This is a genomic window from Draconibacterium sp., from assembly GCF_041583095.1.
Taxonomy (GTDB): Bacteria; Bacteroidota; Bacteroidia; order Bacteroidales; family Prolixibacteraceae; genus Draconibacterium.
In genome coordinates this window covers 1-19,343 of the sequence record NZ_JBFHGM010000073.1, presented here as the reverse complement: position 1 = coordinate 19,343, position 19,343 = coordinate 1, and the positions used below count along the sequence as shown (strand labels likewise).

Here is a 19,343-nt window from a genome sequence, read left to right as displayed (position 1 = left end):
CGCTCTTCGCCACCCAACAAAGTTATTTCGGCCACCCCCTGAAGTTGCTGAATCTGTGGAAGAAAGTCGTCCTGCATTTTCTGATAAAACTGCGTAGCAGGCAAATTACTAGTGGCATTAATCGACATTATTGGTAAATCGTTGGGCGATACCTTACTCATCGATGGGCTTTCAATATCATCCGGAAGATCTTGAATAATATTATCGATATAACGCTGTGCATCCTGCATGGCATTGTCAATATCAGTGCCATATTTTAGGTTGGCAATAATAACTGACACATTTGACATTGATTTTGTTTCGAGGTAATCCACACCTTCTAAATTAGAAAGAGCATCCTCTATTTCGCGTGAAACAGAAGTCTCAACTTCCTGTGGTTCGGCACCAGGATACATCGTTTTTATTACTACCACGGGTTGATTAAAATCGGGGAGCAATTCGTAGCTCAGATTTTTATATCCAACTATTCCGAGTAGTGTAAACACGCTAAAAAGAACAATAATGAGTGACGGTCGTTTTATCGATATTTCAGTAATATTCATAGTGTGACTATTTTGGGTTTACATTGGCATTGTTATACAAGTTGATAAAACCATTACTTACAATTTCGTCTCCTGGTTTAAGACCGCCGGCAATAACAATTCTATTTTCAATTCTTTCAGCAACAATAATGTCGCGTAGTTGCGCTCTACCGTTTTCTATCAGATAAACCTGTGGTTTTATAGTAGTTCCAACAAGTGCCGAAGCCGGAATTGTAATTTGTGATGTGTCGGTATCGTCTTGCAATATTACTTTCCCAAACATACCCGACTTAATTTCGTGGCTATTAGTATTCTTAACCAATAATTGAACCGGAAAACTGTTGCCTATATTGGCCTTACTACCAAGCATTGTTGTTTGGCCTGAAAGTTGAATATCAGGAAAAGCATCAGCAGAAACTGTATAATTTTTATTCAGCTCAAACTTCGACAAGCTATTCTCTGGTACATTTACAGTAAATTTCAGTATTGAAATATCAGTGATTTGTAACAACGGAATACCAGGTGCAGCAAAAGCTCCTTCTTCGGTCATTTTTGCTGTAACTACAGCGTTAAAAGGTGCCCTAATAGTGGTTTTATTGATCTGCTCCAGTAAGGTAGCTTTTTGAATTAAGGCTGATTTTAAAGCCAATTCTGTTTTTTCAAGCTGGATTCCCTGGATAGCATCGGCCTCAGTCAATACTTTATAACGTTTTACATCCTTCGTTAGCTCTTCAATTTTTACCTCAACCGATTGCAGCTGAAGTTTTAGTAGCGAATTATCGAGCTGAATTAGAGCCTGGTTTTCTTCAACCATACTTCCTTGATCAACGTATATCTCAAGAACTTTTCCCTGCACATCGGTACTCAATTTACTCTCACGTAAGGCTTGAAAATTCCCTGCAAAAACAGTACTGGTTGCTGCGTTTTCAGGTTTTAATACTATGGATTTTACGGTAATTGGTTTATCAATATCGTATTTGTAAACCCTTTTTTCCGCCACTTCTTTATTCGTTTTGAGTTTGAAAGCAGTAGCGGCAAGTATGGCTATGGCTACTGCAATTAAAATAATTTTTTTTATCATGGTGTTCTAGTTTTTCTGTTGTGAGATGTTGCCTGTTAATTTTTTGAGTTCTAAATCAACTTTCAGGTAATCAACAATTGCAGATAAATTGCTTTGTTGGGCTTCTCTTAAAGCATTGTCTGCCATTAGTACTTCGGTTAAACTTGATGTTCCTTCTTTTTGCTGAAGCAACATATCGTGATAAACTGTTTCGGCCAAATCAATTTGGTTCAATGTATTATCAATAGTTTGTTTGGTAACCAATCTTTTTCGCCGAGCATTTTCAACCAACATATTATTCTGTTCTGCTATGTTCTGGAGTTGCAATCTGCTATTCTCAATTTCAATTTTCTTCTGTTTTATTTTACGTTGAGTAACAGTTCCGCTAAATATGGGCACCGTAAGTTGTAGTCCGGTAAAACTACTGGGGAAGAATTCTAAAAATTCGTTCGGCTCCTCGTTGTAGCCGAATCCATTCTGACCGTAACTACCGAACAAAGAAACTGTTGGCAGTCGCGAGTTTTTTAAGGTCTGTAATTCGCTTTTCAGTAATTCTTTTTGTGTTAAGGCCAACTCTAAATCAACAATTGACAGATGCGTATAAGCGGCTGGTACATCAAATTTAATTTCTCTTTCAATTAGCATGTCGTCCTGAAACGAAATTCCCACTAAAAACTTTAGGGCATTAAGTACTTGATTGTAATTGCTGTTAACCAGCTCAAGCTGAGTTTCAAGCTGCTCTTCCTGTAATACTACTTTTGTTACATCGCTTCTTTTTATCATTTGCTGAGTATAAAGTAGCTCCAGATTTTTCCGTAGCTTCTGCGTATTGGCTAAATTTCCCTCAATAAAATGCTGCTGATGCAATAAAATCTGGGCGTTGTAATAAATGTTTGAAATCTCAAAAAGTATTTCTTCTTCTGATTTTTCGTACTGCAGTTCGTTTAATTCGACAGCAATTTGTGTGCTTTTAATTCCCCCATAAATTTGCGGATTATAAAGCGGTAGCGTAAGTTGAATGCTGGTACTAATATTGTGCGGAACCCCCATTTGCATTTCTTTAAACTGCCCTTCGGTGCCACCAAACGCCGACTGCGGCATAAGCTGGTAAGGCAAATCGAAGAAATATTTGTAATCGGCACTTAAATTAATTTTCGGCAACAAATTTGCTTTTGCTTCTCCCTGCCTTTCTGTGCCAAGTTCTATGTTGTTACGACTTATTTGTAGATTTTTGTTATTCACCAATGCCGTATCAATACATTGTCGTAACGACCAGGTTTGGCCTTTTGCAGAAAACGATAAAATTATTAGCCCAAATAACACCAAACACAAACATTGTCTGTGAATACTCACTAACTTCGTATTGAAAAATTTTTTAATCTTCATTCTTAATATTCTGATTTTCTATGTTCTTTAATTCTATTATCATTTCGTTCATCCGCTGTTCGTCATTCATTATACTTCGGAAATTAGCTAGTATACTGTGTGCCAAAAACCTGGAAGATAATGGTGTTTTAAATGTATTTGTATCTTTTCCTTCCTCAATTAAATCTGTAAGGTATTTAACTGATAGTACTTTAATTCTTCGAATAGCAGTTTTAATTTCATTGTCACGTTGATGCAAATCTTTATCGAATAGAATTGATAAATAATATGTTTTTTGAAGGAAGAGAGAATAGAGACCTTTAAAGAATAATTTTAATTCTGCTTCTGGTGTAGTGTGCTTATTCTTAATTTTTCGTATTAAAAGAATCAAATCATTTTCAAGTGCTAACAGGATAATAAGAATTATATCATCATCTTTATCTAAAAAGTGAGAATCAAGTTCTTCCCTATTTACACCTAACTTCTCGGCCAGCTTTTGAATGGAAAGGGCAGCTAAGCCGGAATTTTGTATTATTCCGGCCGCTATACCTAAAATTTGTGTATTATTTGTTTTCATGACGTCATAAATAAGAGTGAACACTCACTTACTTAGTATTCAAAAAAATATGAATCCGTTCAAAGTAATTTACTTTTGCTTGTAGGTCTTGGAGCTTTAACTACGAGAATACGAGTGGTCGAAGAAGAAAGATTGTATATACAATGAACGATGTTCTTTGGACTTTCGACCAAACAATCTTTGTAAACTTCCGCCTTATGATCTCCAATCTGAATTGTTGGTGTTCCTTCCAAAACATAGAAAAATACATCCACTGAGGTAATGTGAGGTTTTAATGTTTCACCTGCCTGAAGTGTAATGTGTACTGCCTGAGCAGATTTTTTATCGTACATTTTACGAACATCAACATTGTGAGGAGTTTCTTCTTTGTTTTGGTCTGATAATTTGATAATCTTCATATTTATATGTTCAAATTAGTTTTTAATAATAACTGATATACTTTGTGTAATTTTTAAACCTTCTTTTCTAAGATCAAATGAATGATTCGAGATTTGCCATTTTTTTACAAATAACCGCAGTGCCCCCATCACAACAAGGGCCAAATGCGAAGCTTCAATGTCGTTTCTCAACTCGTCTTTCTTTTGCCCGACTCTTATTATTTGTGTAAGTGTGTCTAAATTATTATTCATTATTTCAGCTACCCGTTCACTCAGAATTGTCTCGTTACGAAATAACTCTTCGGAAAAAATAACGGCCAAAAAGGATGGCGATTTTGTAAAAATCCTGAATTGATTAATAAAAAGGTTCTGGATTTTTGTTAACGTATCTTCATCCGATTTCAGTTCGGTAACAAAAATATGTTCTGTATTCTCTTTAAAATAGTTCAGAATTGCCACTAAAATTTCAATTTTATTTTCATAGTGCCTGTATATAGCTGATTCGGAAAAACCTATTTTTTTTGCAAGATTTTTTATTGTAAGCCCCTGAATTCCATTTTCAGAAATTAACTCAAGTGACACATCTATAATCTGTTGTTGACGATCGGATAATTGTTGCGACATAATCTACATTTAAAAGTATGTGAATATTCACTCACAAAGTAAAGCTATTTTTCCCCCTTATCCAAATATTTCTATATTTATTTTTTTCTTAAACAAGTGAACTAGTTATAAAAAAGTCCCGAAGGGTATGTTTCGCGGAAATACTAGCCGTTTTTAATTTATATAATTTTAATAGAACCATTATAAACCACATCTCAGATTTAGCGTACTTATGGTTTAACGAGTCGAGAATTTTGTCTTGAAATTCAAATTTATTGCGCTCCTATTCTAGTTCATCTTCTTAATACTTGTATATAATTTAAACCGAACATGATGTACTTTCGAAAGTTACTTCACAATTTAATTTCGTAGATTAAGTAGCAATGCAAGGTATAAGTACTGCAAAATTAAAATTAGAAAATTGATGAATGCCTCGAAATGACAGCCCCAATCTTCCTCATTTTAGTAAAACCGTAATACTTGATTTTAGCAGAGATAGATTTTAATTATTGTTTCATTATGGTTTGCTCTAAATTTTGACTCATTTTGGAAGCATAACAATGAATATCTCTAAATCAGATAAAGTAATAATCTTGACTTTGTCCGAAATTTAAAAATACAATTGATCAATTTGTACCATTTGTTACATTTTTCTGATAAAATGTTACTTAAAATTGTTTAGATCATACAACCAAAAACTAACATTACTAACCATGGAACAAGTCGCTACGGTCAAGTCCCATCGAATGCTTTTCTTTAATACGCTTGCTTTTACTATCTGCTTTGCGGTTTGGATGCTAAATGGTGTTTTAGTGACCTTCTTGGTTAACAATCAGGTATTTGACTGGGGACCGGTGAAAATAGGATGGTTAATGGGTATTCCGGTACTAACAGGAGCTATTTTTCGATTACCCGCCGGTATTCTCACGGATAAATTTGGAGGGAAATGGGTTTATGGTATTTTACTATTAGTTTGTTCCATTCCACTGTTTCTACTATCTACTGCTAATACGTTTTTCTTTTTTGCCCTATATAGTTTTGGATTTGGTTTAACTGGTGTGAGTTTTGCCATTGGCATTGCCTACACTTCCGTTTGGTATCCCAAACACCGCCAAGGAACTGCCTTGGGTATTTTTGGAGCAGGTAATGCGGGAGCAGCTATAACTACATTTTTTGCCCCCACTGTTCTTAACTGGCTTACTAATGATGGTGCACATATTGAAGGCTGGCGTAAGCTACCGCTTATTTATGGAACAGCTTTAATTATAATGGGTATAATATTTTTGCTGTTTACTGAAAATAAAAAACCAGCTTCATCAACCAAAAATATGAAGCAAATTTTAAGCCCACTTAAGAATGTTCGGGTTTGGCGTTTTGGGTTATACTATTTTTTGGTATTTGGCTGTTTTGTAGCATTTTCACAATGGTTAGTACCTTATTTTGTAAATGTTTATTACCTGCCTTTGGTAACTGCCGGGATTTTTACCGCCTTATTTAGTTTACCCTCAGGTGTAATTCGTGCTGTTGGAGGTTGGATGTCGGATCAATACGGTGCACGTAAAGTAATGTATTGGGTATTGGGCTCATCATTGGTTATTAGTGCTTTGCTTTTTATCCCCAAAATGGAAATTGTTTCACCGGGCCAAGGAATTATGGCCAAACAAGATGGTGTTGTAACTTTTGTTTCCGAAAACATGGTAAAAGTGGGTGAGAAAGAATATCCGGTAAAGGTTAAAAGCGGCGATTCGGAAAGTCTTGATGACAAATTATTGGTGCTGCCATCAAAAGAAGCCTGGCAGGAACCTGTTGTTAAGGTGGGCGATAAAGTAGTTCGTAAGCAATTACTGGTAAAAGGAGTTACAAAAATTTATTTCCAAGCCAATGTATGGATTTTTGCGGTGCTTGTTATTCTTATTGGCAGCATTTGGGGAATTGGGAAGGCTGCGGTTTATAAACATATTCCTGATTATTTCCCCGATGAAGTGGGTGTAGTTGGTGGAATGGTAGGCGTTCTTGGTGGCCTTGGCGGATTTTTTTGTCCCATCATTTTTGGCTACTTATTAAAAGGAACCGGTTTATGGACCTCTTGCTGGCTGTTTATGATGTTCCTGTCGGCAATCTGTTTAATATGGATGCATCGAACAATAACTAAGATGAACAGACAGAATGCTCCTGAAATAGCATTAAACATTGAAGCAAAATAAAACCAAAACCGTTAAAATGATGATTAATATTAAAAATTGGAACGTTGAAGATTCTTCCTTTTGGAATGAAAAAGGGAATAAAATAGCGAACCGAAACCTGTGGATTTCCATACCTGCACTTTTGCTGGCATTTGCAGTATGGATGATGTGGAGTATAATCGCCACAAAAATGAAAGCTTTTGGTTTTAACTTCGGAATGATTACGCCGGAAATGAATGCGGTGCAAATTACGGAAAGATTGAAGGAAATTAATAACTTGTACTATACTTTACCGGCAATTGCAGGACTTGCAGGTGCAACATTACGTATTCCCAACTCTTTTTTGATTTCGATGAGCGGTGGCCGAAATGTAATTTTCCTTACCACGGCATTGCTGCTTATTCCTGTTATCGGGGTTGGATTTGCCTTGCAAGATGTAAATACACCGTATATTACTTTTGCGGTGTTGGCTGCACTTTCGGGCTTTGGTGGAGGGAACTTTTCCTCTTCCATGAGTAACATCAGCTTCTTTTTTCCAAAACGTATTCAAGGTACTTCTCTGGGTTTAAATGCAGGAATCGGAAACCTTGGCGTAGGCGTAATGCAAAAAACGATTCCGTGGATTATCGGACTCACTTTTTTTGGCGTTGTAGGTAAAGATGTAAACAACGCCTTCGGAGAGCCGCTATCAGGTTTTCAAAATGCAGGTTGGGTTTGGGTTCCTGTATTGGTACTGGTATCTATAGCTGCATTCTTTGGGATGAACAATGTTATCACCGGAACTCCTAAATTACCTTCCACTTTACAGGGACTAGGAAAAGCCTCTTACATGATTGTTTTAGGACTGGTAGCCGCGTTCATTGGCACTTATCTGTTAATCGATCTGAAACTAAATATGTGGATAGTATTGCCAGTTGTAGTTATCCTTACTTTGCTGCTCATGAAATATGCCACACCGGGCGCCATAAAAACCAATCTAAACAAGCAATTTGCAATATTCAGTAATAAGCATACCTGGATAATGACCATTATATACACCATGACTTTTGGCTCTTTTATAGGTTTTTCTGCAGCTTTTCCTAAGTTGTGTCAGGATATTTTTGTGTTTAGTAATCCAAACGACCCGTCCTACCTTAATCCCAACGCTCCTAATTTCTTAATGTGGGTCTTTTTAGGGCCGGTAATTGGTGCTTTAATTCGTCCGTTCGGTGGGTGGTTATCCGATAAAGTAAACAGTGGATCAAAAGTTACTGCCATGAGTACCACTGTACAAATCCTGGCAACTATTGCTGTTGCATATTTCGTTATTCAGGCAAGAAATAGTGCGACACCAGAAACCTATTGGTGGCCATTTTTTGCCAGCTTCATGGTGTTGTTTTTAACTACAGGAATTGGAAATGGATCAACCTTCAGAAGCATCCCGTATATTTTTAATAAAGAGCAAGCAGGCCCCGTATTAGGTTGGACTGCCGCAATAGCTGCGTATGGAGCTTTTATTATTCCTAAGATTTTTGGACAACAAATTGAATTTGGACATCCTGAATATGCTTTGTATGGATTTGCTGTATACTATGCTATATGTCTTGTTTTAAACTGGTGGCATTACGAACGCAAAAATTCAGGAATTGATTGTTAAACAGAACAGATATTAAGAATCAATTCGGAACTAAATACTATTATTCAATGACCGACAAAGAATTTGAAATATTTATAAATGAACAGGATTTTATCGGGCACGATTTTATCGATGAATCCTTTAAATTCTGGTTTAATAATAATGATCATATCAGAACACCATTTCCTGAAAATATTCAGAGAAAATTAAAGGAGAGAACGATTAGGATTTTTATGGAGTGGGTGTATGAACTTGGTGATGAAGAAAAAAACAGATTGACAAACGATATCATTGTTGAAACCTTTGAAATGATACTTTTTAATCAGGCAATGAATATGGTGACAGATGAAGACCATAAAATAAGTATCTGCTATCCCTTTTTGCCACGACTGGGAGACGTAGTGAATGATAAAAACAAAGGAACAAGTACTATAATTTCGAGGGAATTAGATGTAAAAGACGACGAAAAGAAGTATTTGAAAGTAAGACTAATAAACACCGATGCAGAACTTGAATGGGCAACCGAATTTGAATTGCCTGCATAAATAACCAGATACAGATACTATCAGTAGAAATAATAAAACTCAATAATACCAAGGCTAAAAAAATGAAGTTAATAACAAGTCTAAATCACAAAAAAGTCTCAGTAACAATTTATTTAGTTGTGTTGCTTTTTGTTTTTTCGAATGCAGTTGCACAAGATGGCGAAAAATTGTTTCAGCAGTGCAGAGCCTGCCACACTATTGGAGGAGGTAAGCTACTGGGTCCTGATTTACTGGATGTAAGCAAGCGCCGGGACGTTAGCTGGATAAAAAACTTTATTAAATCGTCCCAAAGAATGATAAAAGCCGGAGACCCTGATGCAGTTGCCCTTTTCGAAGAATTCAACAAACTGCCGATGATGGATTACAATTTTTCCGATCCCGAACTGGATGCGCTAGTTAAATATATTGACAGTTTCAGTACCAATGAATCAGAAAAAGAAAACGAAGAGCATGCACTTTCGGACTCTACTGCTGCGGCACAAGCAACCGAATATCTGGCAAGCATCTACACCGAAGAAAACCTGATAAAAGGTCAGGAACTTTTTGAGGGAAAAAGAGCGTTTAAAAATGGAGGTCCCTCCTGTATTTCATGCCATCATGTAAATAGCGATAATGCAGTACAAGGCGGTCTACTGGCAGCTGATCTAACCAAAAGCTTCTCGAGAAACGGCGGACTGGCAGGCATTAAAGGAATTATTGATCATCCCCCTTTTCCGGCAATGAAGAATGCATACGAAGAAGCTGTGTTAACAAAAGATGAAAGCGTAAAAATACAAGTATACCTAATGCATGCAGACAAAGCAGATGTAATGGTTGAAGCTGCCCCTACAGACTTTATTAAAAACGGCGTAAAAGGCATGTTCATTTTGCTTGTACTTATTGCATTGGTTTGGTTTAAACGTAAAAAACGGAGTGTGAATTATCAGATTATGAAAAGGCAGAGCAAATTTCATTGAGACGAATATCTGGTAATTGAAGTATAATAATGCTTATTCTTTAATTGTAATAAGTAGAACCGAATAAAACGATTATATGAGCTGGATTAAAGATTTAATTTCTCCCAAAACCAGGCAATGGGAAGATTTTTACCGGAACAGGTGGCAGTTTGACAAAGTAGTTAGAAGTACGCATGGCGCCAACTGCACAGGTGGTTGTAGTTGGATGATACACATAAAAAACGGAGTAGTGGTTTGGGAAACACAGGCGTTGGATTATCCCATCATTGACAAAAATGTGCCGCCATACGAACCACGTGGTTGCCAGCGTGGCATCTCGGCCTCATGGTATTTGTACAGCCCAATCCGGGTTAAATATCCCTTGGTGCGAGGTGCCTTGCTAGATTTGTTTCACGAGGAAAAAAACAAACACGGCGATGCCATGACAGCCTGGGAAAACATTCAGACCGATCCAGAGAAAAGGAAACGCTACATGAATGCCCGTGGGAAAGGCGGTTTTCGAAGAGTATCCTGGGACGAAGCTTTGGAATTGATTTCTATAGCCAACATTGCAACTGTAAAAAAATATGGTCCCGATCGTTTAGTGGGATTTTCTCCAATTCCGGCTATGTCGATGATTTCTTATGCTGGAGGATCACGCTTTCTACAATTGATGGGTGGTGTTAACCTCAGCTTCTACGACTGGTATTGCGATTTACCACCGTCGTTCCCCGAAACCTGGGGCGAACAAACCGATGTAGCAGAAAGTGCAGATTGGTATAATGCGAAATTTATTGCAGCTGTTGGATCTAACGTAACACAAACACGCACCCCCGACGTACATTATTTTTCGGAAGCCCGGCACAACGGCACTAAAACAGTGGTTTTCTCCCCCGATTTAAATGCCTCGGGCAAATATGCCGACGAATGGATTCCTATTCACGGAGGGCAGGATGGCGCATTCTGGATGGCGGTTACACACATCATTTTAAAAGAATACCATCACAAAAGACAAATCCCTTATTTTATCAACTATGTAAAACGTTATACCGATAGTCCATTTTTAGTTCAAATTAACAATGAAGATGGAATCAACAAAGCTGGCAAATTGTTACGAGCCAATAAAATAAGCAAATATAAAAATGCGATAAACGGCGATTGGAAGTTTCTGAACATTGACGAAAGAAATGGTGATTTTGTATGCCCTGGCGGAAGTTCGGGACACCGTTGGGACGACCGAGATGGAAACTGGAACATGAGATTTACAGATGCCGAAGTGGGCGGCGATTACGACCCGCTTTTAACTTTACTTGAAAACAATGATGATGTTTTACAGGTTGAGTTTACCGAATTTGGTCTGAATAAGAAACGTCTACGTGGTGTACCTGTTAAAAACGTTAAAACTGTTGATGGCACTGTTACTGTAACTACAGTTTACGATTTAATAATGGCACAGTTTGGTGTAAACCGCGGGCTCGAAGGAGATTATCCAGAATCATACGAAGAAAGCGAACAGGCTTACACTCCGGCCTGGCAGGAAGTATTTACCGGAATTGGAGCCAAAAACGTGATAAAATTTGCACACGAGTGGGCCATTACAGCAGAACGCACTAACGGAAAATGTATGGTTATTATCGGTGCCGGCGTAAATCATTGGTACCACTGCAACCTAATCTACAAAGCGGCAACCATGACTCTGATGCTAACCGGTTGTATCGGAAAGAACGGGGGTGGCTTAAACCACTACGTAGGTCAAGAAAAAGCAGCAGTAGTCGATTCGTGGGGACACATCATGGCTGGAAAAGACTGGCAGGGACCCGTCCGTTTACAGCAAGGCCCCATTTGGCATTACATGAATTCCGATCAATGGCGCTACGATGGACATCATAAAGATTACAACACTGTGCCGAGAAATGAACTAAGTAGTTTGCATACCGCCGACATGATTGTAAAATCAGTACGAAATGGGTGGATGCCCTTTTACCCACAATACAACAAGTCGAATTTCGACATTACGAAAGAAGCAATGAATGCAGGCGCAAAAACTGATGACGAAATTCGGGATTATTTATTGAAACAACTAAAAGAAGAAGAAATTATACATGCTGTAGCAGCCCCCGATGAAGAAATAAACTTTCCGAGGGTATGGTACATTTGGCGTGGGAATGCCTTGATGTCGAGTGCAAAAGGCGACGAATTCTTTAAAAAGCATTACCTAGGAACCCATCATAACTCGGTGGCCAATGAACTGGGCAAAGGCCTTGTAAACGATGTAGAATGGAAAGAAGAAGCACCACGCGGTAAAATGGATCTAATTATCGACTTGAATTTCAGGATGGATACTTCGGCATTGTATTCTGATGTTGTTTTACCAGCAGCTTCGTGGTACGAAAAATCAGATATCAATTCTACCGACATGCATTCCTTTATCCATCCGCTTACTGCTGCCGTACCACCAGTTTGGGAAGCAAAAAGCGACTGGGCTATATTCAGGGAGATTGCAAAACATACCTCCGAAGTGGCAAAGACACATTTTCCACACAAAACAAAGGATATTGTGAATCTGCCGTTAATGCACGATTCAAAGTCAGAAATTGCTCAGACCGATGTTAAAGACTGGAGCAAGGGCGAATGCGAGATGATACCTGGAAAAACCATGCATAACATCGCATTTGTTGAACGTGAATATACTGAGATTTACAACAAGTTTATTACCCTTGGCCGCAATGCAAAGAACGGTATGGGTGCACATGGAAATAGTTTTGAAACTGCCGACTTTTACGACAAATTATTGGAAGATAAAAACCACCTGCAAAAAGTGAAAGGAGAAGTCTATCCTTCGTTAATGGAAGACGAAGAAGCAATAAATGCTATTCTGCATTTTTCTTCAGTTACCAATGGCGAGCTGGCACACCGTGCTTACAAAAATGCAGAGAAACGAACAGGGCTGCCACTTTGTGATATTTCTTCAGATTTTAAACATGTTAAGCTTGATTTTAATGATCTGCAGTCAAAACCACAACGATACATAAGTTCTCCTGTCTGGTCGGGTATTATGGCCAACGAACGTGCTTATGCCGGATTTACCTATAATGTTGAACGTCTTGTTCCCTGGAGGACTTTAACAGGCCGTCAGCATTTTTATATTGATCATGACATGTACATCAAGTTTGGCGAAAACATGCCCACCTACAAACCTTCTCCAAAACCAAATGTGCTGGGTGATTTGCAAAACTCTGTGGCTACCGGAAAGGCAAAAGTCTTAAACGTTTTAACACCGCACGGTAAATGGCAAATGCATACAACATACAGCGATACGGCACGCATGTTAACGCTTTCTAGAGGAATGGTTCCATGCTGGCTAAGCGAGGAAGATGCCGAGGAAATTGGGGTTAAGGATAACGATTGGGTAGAAGTATTTAATGACTATGGTGTTTACGGTGCACGAGCTGTGGTAAGCGCCCGAATACCAAAAGGAATATGCATTGTGTACCATGCCACCGAAAGTACCTATTCGTCACCAAAACCTGATGTCCGGGGCTACGAAAGAGGTGGAGGTCACAATAGTTTCACTCGCGTGCGACTAAAACCCAACCTGTTGGCTGGTGGTTACGGACAGTTTTCCTATCATTTTAATTACTGGGGGCCAGTTGGTGTTAATCGCGATTCTCATGTGTTAGTGCAAAAAATGAAAAGAGTAGAATTAGGATAAAAATAAAGACATGGATGTAAGAAGTCAAATATCAATGGTTTTTCATCTCGATAAATGTATCGGCTGCCATACCTGTTCAATTGCATGTAAAAATACCTGGACCGATCGCAAAGGTGCTGAATATATGTGGTGGAACAATGTGGAAACAAAACCCGGTACTGGATACCCCACAAAATGGGAAGACCAGTCGATTTACAAAGGAGGATGGGAAAAAGACAGTCATTTTCTAAAATTAAAAGGTGCCGGAAAAGTGAAAGGTTTAAAAAATATATTTCATAATCCGAACATGCCCGAAATGGATGATTATTACGAACCATGGACTTACGACTACAGTAAGCTGTTTGATGCCCCCGAAAGCAAGGACCAGCCTACTGCACGCCCTGTTTCGCTGGTAACCGGCAAACCAATGCAAGTAAAAGGCGGCCCCAATTGGGACGATGACCTAAGCGGCACTCCCGATTATGCACGTCAGGATGTAAATCTTAAAAACATAACACAGGCAGAACAGGAAGCTATGTTTCAACTGGAACAGATGACAATGCACTATTTGCCACGTATTTGCAATCATTGTCTAAATCCATCCTGTGTGGCATCATGCCCATCAGGAGCTATTTACAAACGTGGCGAAGACGGCATAGTTTTGGTGAACCAGAATAAATGCAGGGGCTGGAGAATGTGCATAACGGCATGTCCATATAAAAAAACCTATTATAATTGGAACACCGGAAAATCGGAAAAATGTATTCTTTGTTTCCCACGTCTGGAAACAGGACAAACACCGGCATGTATGCATACCTGCGTTGGAAGGATCAGGTATTTGGGAGTAATGTTATACGATGCGGATATGATAAAAACAGCTGCTATTTCTAATGAATCCGATTTGGTCACCAACCAAATGGAAATTTATCTTGATCCGTTAAGTCCGGCGGTAATTAAAGCAGCCAAAGAGAATGGTATTTCCGACGATACCCTTGAAGCCGCGCAAAAATCGCCCGTTTATAAATTTGTAAAAGAATGGGGACTTGCATTGCCTCTACATCCCGAATTCAGAACAATTCCTAACTTATTTTATGTGCCACCATTGTTGCCAACGATGGGAAAAGTGGAAGACGGGAATTACCACAATTCAGCGAAAGAGCTTTTTGGAGGAATTGAAAATACACGTTTACCTATTTCCTACATGGCAAGTTTGTTCTCGGCCAGAAACGAAGAAATCATAAAAGATGTATTAAAGAAATTGATGGCTGTACGTTGGTTTCGTCGCGATGAAACCGTTGGGGACCAAAATAAAGAGCAACTCGAAGATATATTAAAAGAGGTAGGTGTAACCAGAGAAGTGGCTGACGATATTTATCGTTTAACCTCTTTACCAACCGTTAAAGAACGTTACGTAATACCTCCCGCACATCGGGAAGAAGCTCTTGAAATGATTGAAGACTCGGGCGATGTAAAAGGAAATACAGGTTTTGGATTTCATCATAAACCAACACGGGGATTGTAAATGGAGATTTATAAATATATCGCTGATTTGTTTAGATACCCAACTATTGATACCCTTAAAAGTATTCAGTTAGTTTCAGAAGTGCTAATTAAAGAAGATGTCGTGCTGGCATCCAGATTGGAAGGATTTGTGACTTTCACAAATGAAAAGTCGTTACATGAGCTAGAAGAATATTACTTACAAACCTTTGACATAAGGGCAGTTTGTCACCTTGACATTGGCTACATTATATTTGGCGACGACTCGAAGCGTGGTCGCTTTTTATATCACATAAAAGAAGTGCAAGAGAAAATAGGTAATGATTGTGGCAAGGATCTGGCTGACTTTCTACCAAATATTTTAACTCTGCTGAGTAAAACTAAAGACAAATCTTTTGCCGAAGAATTGTCGGTAAGTATTGTACTACCGGCCCTGGAGCAAATGCAACAGAAACTTGTAAACGAAAAGAATATCTACCGTCTTCCGATGGGAATTCTTATCAACTTATTGAAAATTGAATTTAATAGCTCGGAATTCGAACCCGTTCGGATTGGATCAAAAGAAAAACCAAACTTTCTGAACCATTACATCACCGGAATTGATACGTCTTTAATTGAAAGAAAAAAATTTAAAGGAAAAAGATAATGTACAACGATTTTATTTTTATTGGATTGCCCTATGCGGCATTGTTCTTGTTTGTAGTAGGTTCTGTAATACGATACCGAACAAAACCTTTTTCAGTGTCGTCACTTTCATCGCAATTGCTCGAAAGCCGTATTTTGTATTGGGGTAGCCACGCGTTTCACATCGGAATTGTTACCCTGTTTTTTGGCCATTTAATCGGCTTTCTCTTTCCCAAAAGTGTTATCTCGTTTACCGGTCATCCAACACGTTTATTAATCATTGAAATATCGGCGCTTGCATTTGGACTGCTTTCATTGTTTGGGATAGTTACATTAATTTACCGTAGGCTTGCTTTTGAGCGGTTAAAAAATATTACCTCAAAAATGGATATTGTTGTTTATGTTTTGATACTCACTCAGGTAATAAGCGGTTTATGGATTGCGTATTTCGACCGTTGGGGGTCGGCCTGGTTCGCTGTTTCGCTGGCACCATATTTAAAATCGATATTTCTATTTAGTCCAAAATACGAAGCGGTGGCAGCCATGCCATTAAGTATTAAATTGCACATTACTTCGGCATTTATATTTGTAGGCATGGTGCCGTTTACCCGCTTAATGCATTTTTTGGTCTATCCGTTTGTTTACATTATACGTGCTTACCAATTTGTTATATGGAACTGGGACCGAAAAACCCGGCGCAGCGCTACCGATTTTAACCGTGGGGTGAAAGCCCGGAATAATTAATGAAATATTTAATTGTTAGTAAAACAACATCAAAAGATTAATCATGTTTTGATGCTTTTCAATTTATAGGTTCAATACTGGTTGTTTTATCTATTAGCGAAGAAAGAACCAAGCAAATAAAACCTTTATTATTGAAATTTACGAGAACCTTGGCCCTACTTTTATTAACTTAAGTTGAACGAACTAAAGGAGTTTTTCCAATGGTTTCTGGAATATTAAATAGTATTCCAGACTTAAACTTTTTTTAATTCGTTACTAATTCCTGAATAAGGTTGAATGTGAGTGGTGTTGGATTTGCCAGGTTATCGTTGATGGGACAGCGGTTTTTGATCGTCGCGATCCAGTTTTCAATTTCTTCTTGACTGGCATTTGTTTCAGGTATAAACAGCACTTCTATTTGTTTAAATCCTGCGCGGTCTTCATCTGATTTTCCAAACAAACGGGCAGGATTAATGTTGCCCTCTATCTGAATTCTTAATCCGGACAATTTTATACCCAATTCCTTGGCAGTTAAGTGTGCAACCACGTTAATACATCCTGCATAACTTGCCAAAAGATACTCTACAGGGTTGGCTCCCTGGTCATCCCCTCCCAAGGCAGGTGGCTCATCTACCACTATGATAAATTCTCTGGCACTTGCAGCTATACGTGCTGGTGTTTGGGCTTCTCCTTCAATTTTAAACGTTAAATCTGACATAATTTTATAATTATAATTAAAAAAAAAGCCCTTCACGAAATCGTGAAGGGCTTGTTACATTTATAGTTTACTTACTATTTCTATATTTTAATCCATACAACCACCCTCCACATGTTTTGAAAACATACAGCAACACATACACATCATCATGTTGTTTGCTATGGAAAGCGGTTTATTCATCTAAATCTATTTATCCTATCATCTATATAGGTCACAAATATAGAAAAAAACATACTGATTTTTCTATTCATGAAACAAAATGAAAATATTACTGAAATCTTAATTTTGAATCCATATGAAACTAAGCATCACAATTCCAGCGACTGCAAAAAAGTACGACAATAAAAGCTATAACGATAGCCGGCCATCTATATAGCTTTCTAAAAAATTTGATCCATTTAGTTTTTTCTTTGTTATTTGGTGTGATTCAAAAGATTTATCTAACAAAAATTGTTGTAATAATAGCCGAGTGAATAAAATGCTTAACATTCTTTCTATTGGCTTTATTTTATAAACGATGGTGTAACGGATAACATCAGATATGCCCAATGTTGCCCTACAGAACTATCACCTCCTTTCAATATTTCCATCGAATCGCCGGCAAACATCGTTGAATATCCAAGCGTAATTAAGGCGAACGGATTTATGATCCATTTTCCTGAAAGGTCAAGCTCGGTCCCCAAATAGTTAGATGCGTCAGCGGCAATTTCGGCTGCAGCACCAAAATAATGCAGATGCGCATCAAACACAAACTGGTCTTTCGTGTACTTGTATTTCACATAAATATCGTTTAATCCTACCGATCCGATATGACTACCAACATAAAAATAATCCATAAAACCATTGAATTTATGGTTGGTGCCGTACAGTGGCGTAAACGATTTATATTTCTCCGTTTCGTTGTAATCGGTTCCTGACAGACGTTCATATCCTGCAACAAAGTTTTTATATGCCGCTTCAAACAATAAGTTCAAAGCACTAATCTTCGCTCCCGAAACATGTTTCCCGGTTTGCCAATAAAGATTACTAGCCAGATTTACTCCTTCAATATTGGTGGTATATCTTCCTCCAATGGTCTGGCTGTACCGGTTTTTCTGTTCATCCTCCTGCATATACGGTACACCATTATTTAAAAGCATCAAACTCAATGCGCTGTTCTCCCAGCTTTTATTAAACCATATGAATTGAAGATCTTTATAAGCATCAGGGCCATTGTAAATGTTATCGGTAATATCGCTGTTTTCATTATGCGCGATACCAAAGTGCAGTTTTATATCGTCTTCGTATTTAAAAATGGCCATATCGTGCGAGCGTGCCTGCTGTGCCCAGCCTACGTTACCAAAAATACGATGGTCGTCGTACACCACTTCCTGTCGGCCTGCCTTTAACGAAAACTCAGGCGTAAATAACACCTCGGCCCATGCCTGATGAACCGAAAGCGCATAATCTTCGTTACTCACTAATTGCGGCTGATTCCCCCATTGCCTTACATCTTGTAATACCAGGCTGGTTATAATGTATTCGTTTTTAAACATGGCATTTAGCCTCGTACGTTGAGATGTAATCAACGATGCTTTTTGATCTTCAATGGCAAGCGACTTGTATCCCCTGCTCAATTCGGTTCGCGGCCTGTATTCTCCCGATAGTGAAAACTGTGCTTTTGCAGCGAAAGAGATGCATATAATCACTATTACCAAAATGGAAATCTTGGAAGTATTCATAATTTTTGGATTTAGCTTTTATTACTCCTGCAACTGAACAACAGCGTCGTATGTTTTCTCACGTTCTTCGGCTTCCTTCATCCATTTTGGCACTATGGTTTTCAGGAAATCCTGCTTGTCTTCGTTCAGTTTTTCCATATCAAGGCCGATAAACTCCTGAGCTTTTGCTTTGGTTGCAATATCAGGATATGGAATTTCCTGATTATGCCCAAGATCAGCCAGTAATCGGGCCAATTTAATTCGAGTTTCCTGGGCAATAGTAATTCCGGTTGAAATAACACGACCTACTTCAACTGGAGAATGGAACGAGCCTCCATGACTGGCTGCAGCATAATCCCAACGCCACTGTGCATGACGTATTCCCATCAAAATATCCTGCATTTGACCGTCTTCAGCTCCGAGATCCCAGGCTTTTTTTGCCTCTACATGAGCACGAACCAGCAGCTCCTCCAGCTTATCGCGGTTTTCTATTATTTTATCCTGGCGTTCGTAAACATTGGCCATCAGGGTGCCTGCCTCTTCACGATGACATACCTGACATGAGTTGGCAATATTATTTAACGGAGATTGCATGTGATGATCGGT

17 protein-coding genes are annotated in these 19,343 nt (G+C 38.5%); 8 read left to right on the top strand and 9 right to left on the bottom strand.

The genetic code is table 11. The features are described 5' to 3' along the window. The 6 genes from ABZB17_RS09110 to ABZB17_RS09085 form a co-directional block, all read right to left on the bottom strand. A partial coding sequence (locus ABZB17_RS09110; RefSeq protein ID WP_372649583.1) for an efflux RND transporter permease subunit occupies window positions 1–542 on the bottom strand: 542 nt, incomplete at its 3' end. A gap of 7 nt (window positions 543–549) precedes the next feature. Next, window positions 550–1,602, bottom strand: coding sequence for an efflux RND transporter periplasmic adaptor subunit (locus ABZB17_RS09105; RefSeq protein WP_045029453.1), 1,053 nt, complete (start codon window positions 1,600–1,602; stop codon window positions 550–552). Window positions 1,603–1,608: 6 nt separating this feature from the next. Continuing rightward, entirely contained in the window at window positions 1,609–2,967 is a 1,359-nt protein-coding gene (locus ABZB17_RS09100; RefSeq protein ID WP_372649581.1) for a TolC family protein, read from the bottom strand. After that, a complete protein-coding gene (locus ABZB17_RS09095) occupies window positions 2,957–3,523 on the bottom strand; it encodes a hypothetical protein (protein ID WP_372649579.1) in 567 nt (188 codons plus the stop codon). Before ABZB17_RS09095 ends, ABZB17_RS09100 begins: the two co-directional genes overlap by 11 nt. 59 nt (window positions 3,524–3,582) lie before the next feature. Beyond that, on the bottom strand, window positions 3,583–3,921 hold the full coding sequence (locus ABZB17_RS09090; protein WP_372649577.1) for a cupin domain-containing protein: 339 nt from the start codon (window positions 3,919–3,921) through the stop codon (window positions 3,583–3,585). A 15-nt stretch (window positions 3,922–3,936) separates the two neighbouring features. Further along, the gene (locus ABZB17_RS09085) at window positions 3,937–4,524 is read right to left on the bottom strand and encodes a TetR/AcrR family transcriptional regulator (RefSeq protein WP_372649575.1); all 588 of its coding nucleotides are present in this window, start codon (window positions 4,522–4,524) and stop codon (window positions 3,937–3,939) included. A gap of 692 nt (window positions 4,525–5,216) precedes the next feature. Here ABZB17_RS09085 and ABZB17_RS09080 point away from each other — a divergent pair. The 8 genes from ABZB17_RS09080 (at window position 5,217) to narI (ending at window position 16,340) form a co-directional block, all read left to right on the top strand. Beyond that, a complete protein-coding gene (locus ABZB17_RS09080; protein WP_297098963.1) occupies window positions 5,217–6,707 on the top strand; it encodes a nitrate/nitrite transporter in 1,491 nt (496 codons plus the stop codon). A 16-nt stretch (window positions 6,708–6,723) separates the two neighbouring features. Next, window positions 6,724–8,322, top strand: a complete 1,599-nt coding sequence (locus tag ABZB17_RS09075) for an MFS transporter (protein ID WP_372649573.1) — start codon at window positions 6,724–6,726, stop codon at window positions 8,320–8,322. A gap of 47 nt (window positions 8,323–8,369) precedes the next feature. Then, window positions 8,370–8,846 carry a hypothetical protein gene (locus ABZB17_RS09070; RefSeq protein WP_372649571.1) on the top strand — a complete coding sequence of 159 codons (477 nt, stop codon included), beginning with the start codon at window positions 8,370–8,372 and terminating at the stop codon, window positions 8,844–8,846. Between the two features lie 62 nt (window positions 8,847–8,908). Further along, window positions 8,909–9,802, top strand: coding sequence for a cytochrome c (locus tag ABZB17_RS09065; protein WP_297098968.1), 894 nt, complete (start codon window positions 8,909–8,911; stop codon window positions 9,800–9,802). A gap of 76 nt (window positions 9,803–9,878) precedes the next feature. After that, a complete protein-coding gene (locus ABZB17_RS09060; RefSeq protein ID WP_372649570.1) occupies window positions 9,879–13,493 on the top strand; it encodes a nitrate reductase subunit alpha in 3,615 nt (1,204 codons plus the stop codon). 10 nt (window positions 13,494–13,503) lie between these two features. Then, window positions 13,504–14,994, top strand: a complete 1,491-nt coding sequence (gene narH / locus ABZB17_RS09055) for a nitrate reductase subunit beta (RefSeq protein ID WP_297098972.1) — start codon at window positions 13,504–13,506, stop codon at window positions 14,992–14,994. Next, entirely contained in the window at window positions 14,995–15,618 is a 624-nt protein-coding gene (locus ABZB17_RS09050; protein ID WP_372649569.1) for a hypothetical protein, read from the top strand. It abuts the gene before it with no gap. Beyond that, complete coding sequence (gene narI, locus ABZB17_RS09045) at window positions 15,618–16,340, top strand: respiratory nitrate reductase subunit gamma (RefSeq protein WP_372649567.1); 723 nt, start codon at window positions 15,618–15,620, stop codon at window positions 16,338–16,340. Before ABZB17_RS09050 ends, narI begins: the two co-directional genes overlap by 1 nt. 244 nt (window positions 16,341–16,584) lie before the next feature. Here the strand turns inward: narI and ABZB17_RS09040 are convergent, their stop codons facing one another. The 3 genes from ABZB17_RS09040 to ABZB17_RS09030 form a co-directional block, all read right to left on the bottom strand. Further along, entirely contained in the window at window positions 16,585–17,037 is a 453-nt protein-coding gene (locus ABZB17_RS09040; protein WP_297098978.1) for an OsmC family protein, read from the bottom strand. A 503-nt stretch (window positions 17,038–17,540) separates the two neighbouring features. Further along, a complete protein-coding gene (locus ABZB17_RS09035) occupies window positions 17,541–18,758 on the bottom strand; it encodes a hypothetical protein (protein WP_372649565.1) in 1,218 nt (405 codons plus the stop codon). Between the two features lie 21 nt (window positions 18,759–18,779). Next, window positions 18,780–19,343 (bottom strand): ammonia-forming cytochrome c nitrite reductase subunit c552 (locus tag ABZB17_RS09030; protein ID WP_372649564.1); only part of this gene is annotated, 564 nt, incomplete at its 5' end.

Bases quoted from the DNA above. Each gene is read 5' to 3' on its own strand.
- ABZB17_RS09105 (WP_045029453.1), bottom strand. From the start codon at position 1,602: ATGATAAAAAAAATTATTTTAATTGCAGTAGCCATAGCCATACTTGCC.
- ABZB17_RS09100 (WP_372649581.1), bottom strand. From the start codon at position 2,967: ATGAAGATTAAAAAATTTTTCAATACGAAGTTAGTGAGTATTCACAGA.
- ABZB17_RS09095 (WP_372649579.1), bottom strand. From the start codon at position 3,523: ATGAAAACAAATAATACACAAATTTTAGGTATAGCGGCCGGAATAATA.
- ABZB17_RS09090 (WP_372649577.1), bottom strand. From the start codon at position 3,921: ATGAAGATTATCAAATTATCAGACCAAAACAAAGAAGAAACTCCTCAC.
- ABZB17_RS09085 (WP_372649575.1), bottom strand. From the start codon at position 4,524: ATGTCGCAACAATTATCCGATCGTCAACAACAGATTATAGATGTGTCA.
- ABZB17_RS09080 (WP_297098963.1), top strand. From the start codon at position 5,217: ATGGAACAAGTCGCTACGGTCAAGTCCCATCGAATGCTTTTCTTTAAT.
- ABZB17_RS09075 (WP_372649573.1), top strand. From the start codon at position 6,724: ATGATGATTAATATTAAAAATTGGAACGTTGAAGATTCTTCCTTTTGG.
- ABZB17_RS09070 (WP_372649571.1), top strand. From the start codon at position 8,370: ATGACCGACAAAGAATTTGAAATATTTATAAATGAACAGGATTTTATC.
- ABZB17_RS09065 (WP_297098968.1), top strand. From the start codon at position 8,909: ATGAAGTTAATAACAAGTCTAAATCACAAAAAAGTCTCAGTAACAATT.
- ABZB17_RS09060 (WP_372649570.1), top strand. From the start codon at position 9,879: ATGAGCTGGATTAAAGATTTAATTTCTCCCAAAACCAGGCAATGGGAA.
- narH (WP_297098972.1), top strand. From the start codon at position 13,504: ATGGATGTAAGAAGTCAAATATCAATGGTTTTTCATCTCGATAAATGT.
- ABZB17_RS09050 (WP_372649569.1), top strand. From the start codon at position 14,995: ATGGAGATTTATAAATATATCGCTGATTTGTTTAGATACCCAACTATT.
- narI (WP_372649567.1), top strand. From the start codon at position 15,618: ATGTACAACGATTTTATTTTTATTGGATTGCCCTATGCGGCATTGTTC.
- ABZB17_RS09040 (WP_297098978.1), bottom strand. From the start codon at position 17,037: ATGTCAGATTTAACGTTTAAAATTGAAGGAGAAGCCCAAACACCAGCA.
- ABZB17_RS09035 (WP_372649565.1), bottom strand. From the start codon at position 18,758: ATGAATACTTCCAAGATTTCCATTTTGGTAATAGTGATTATATGCATC.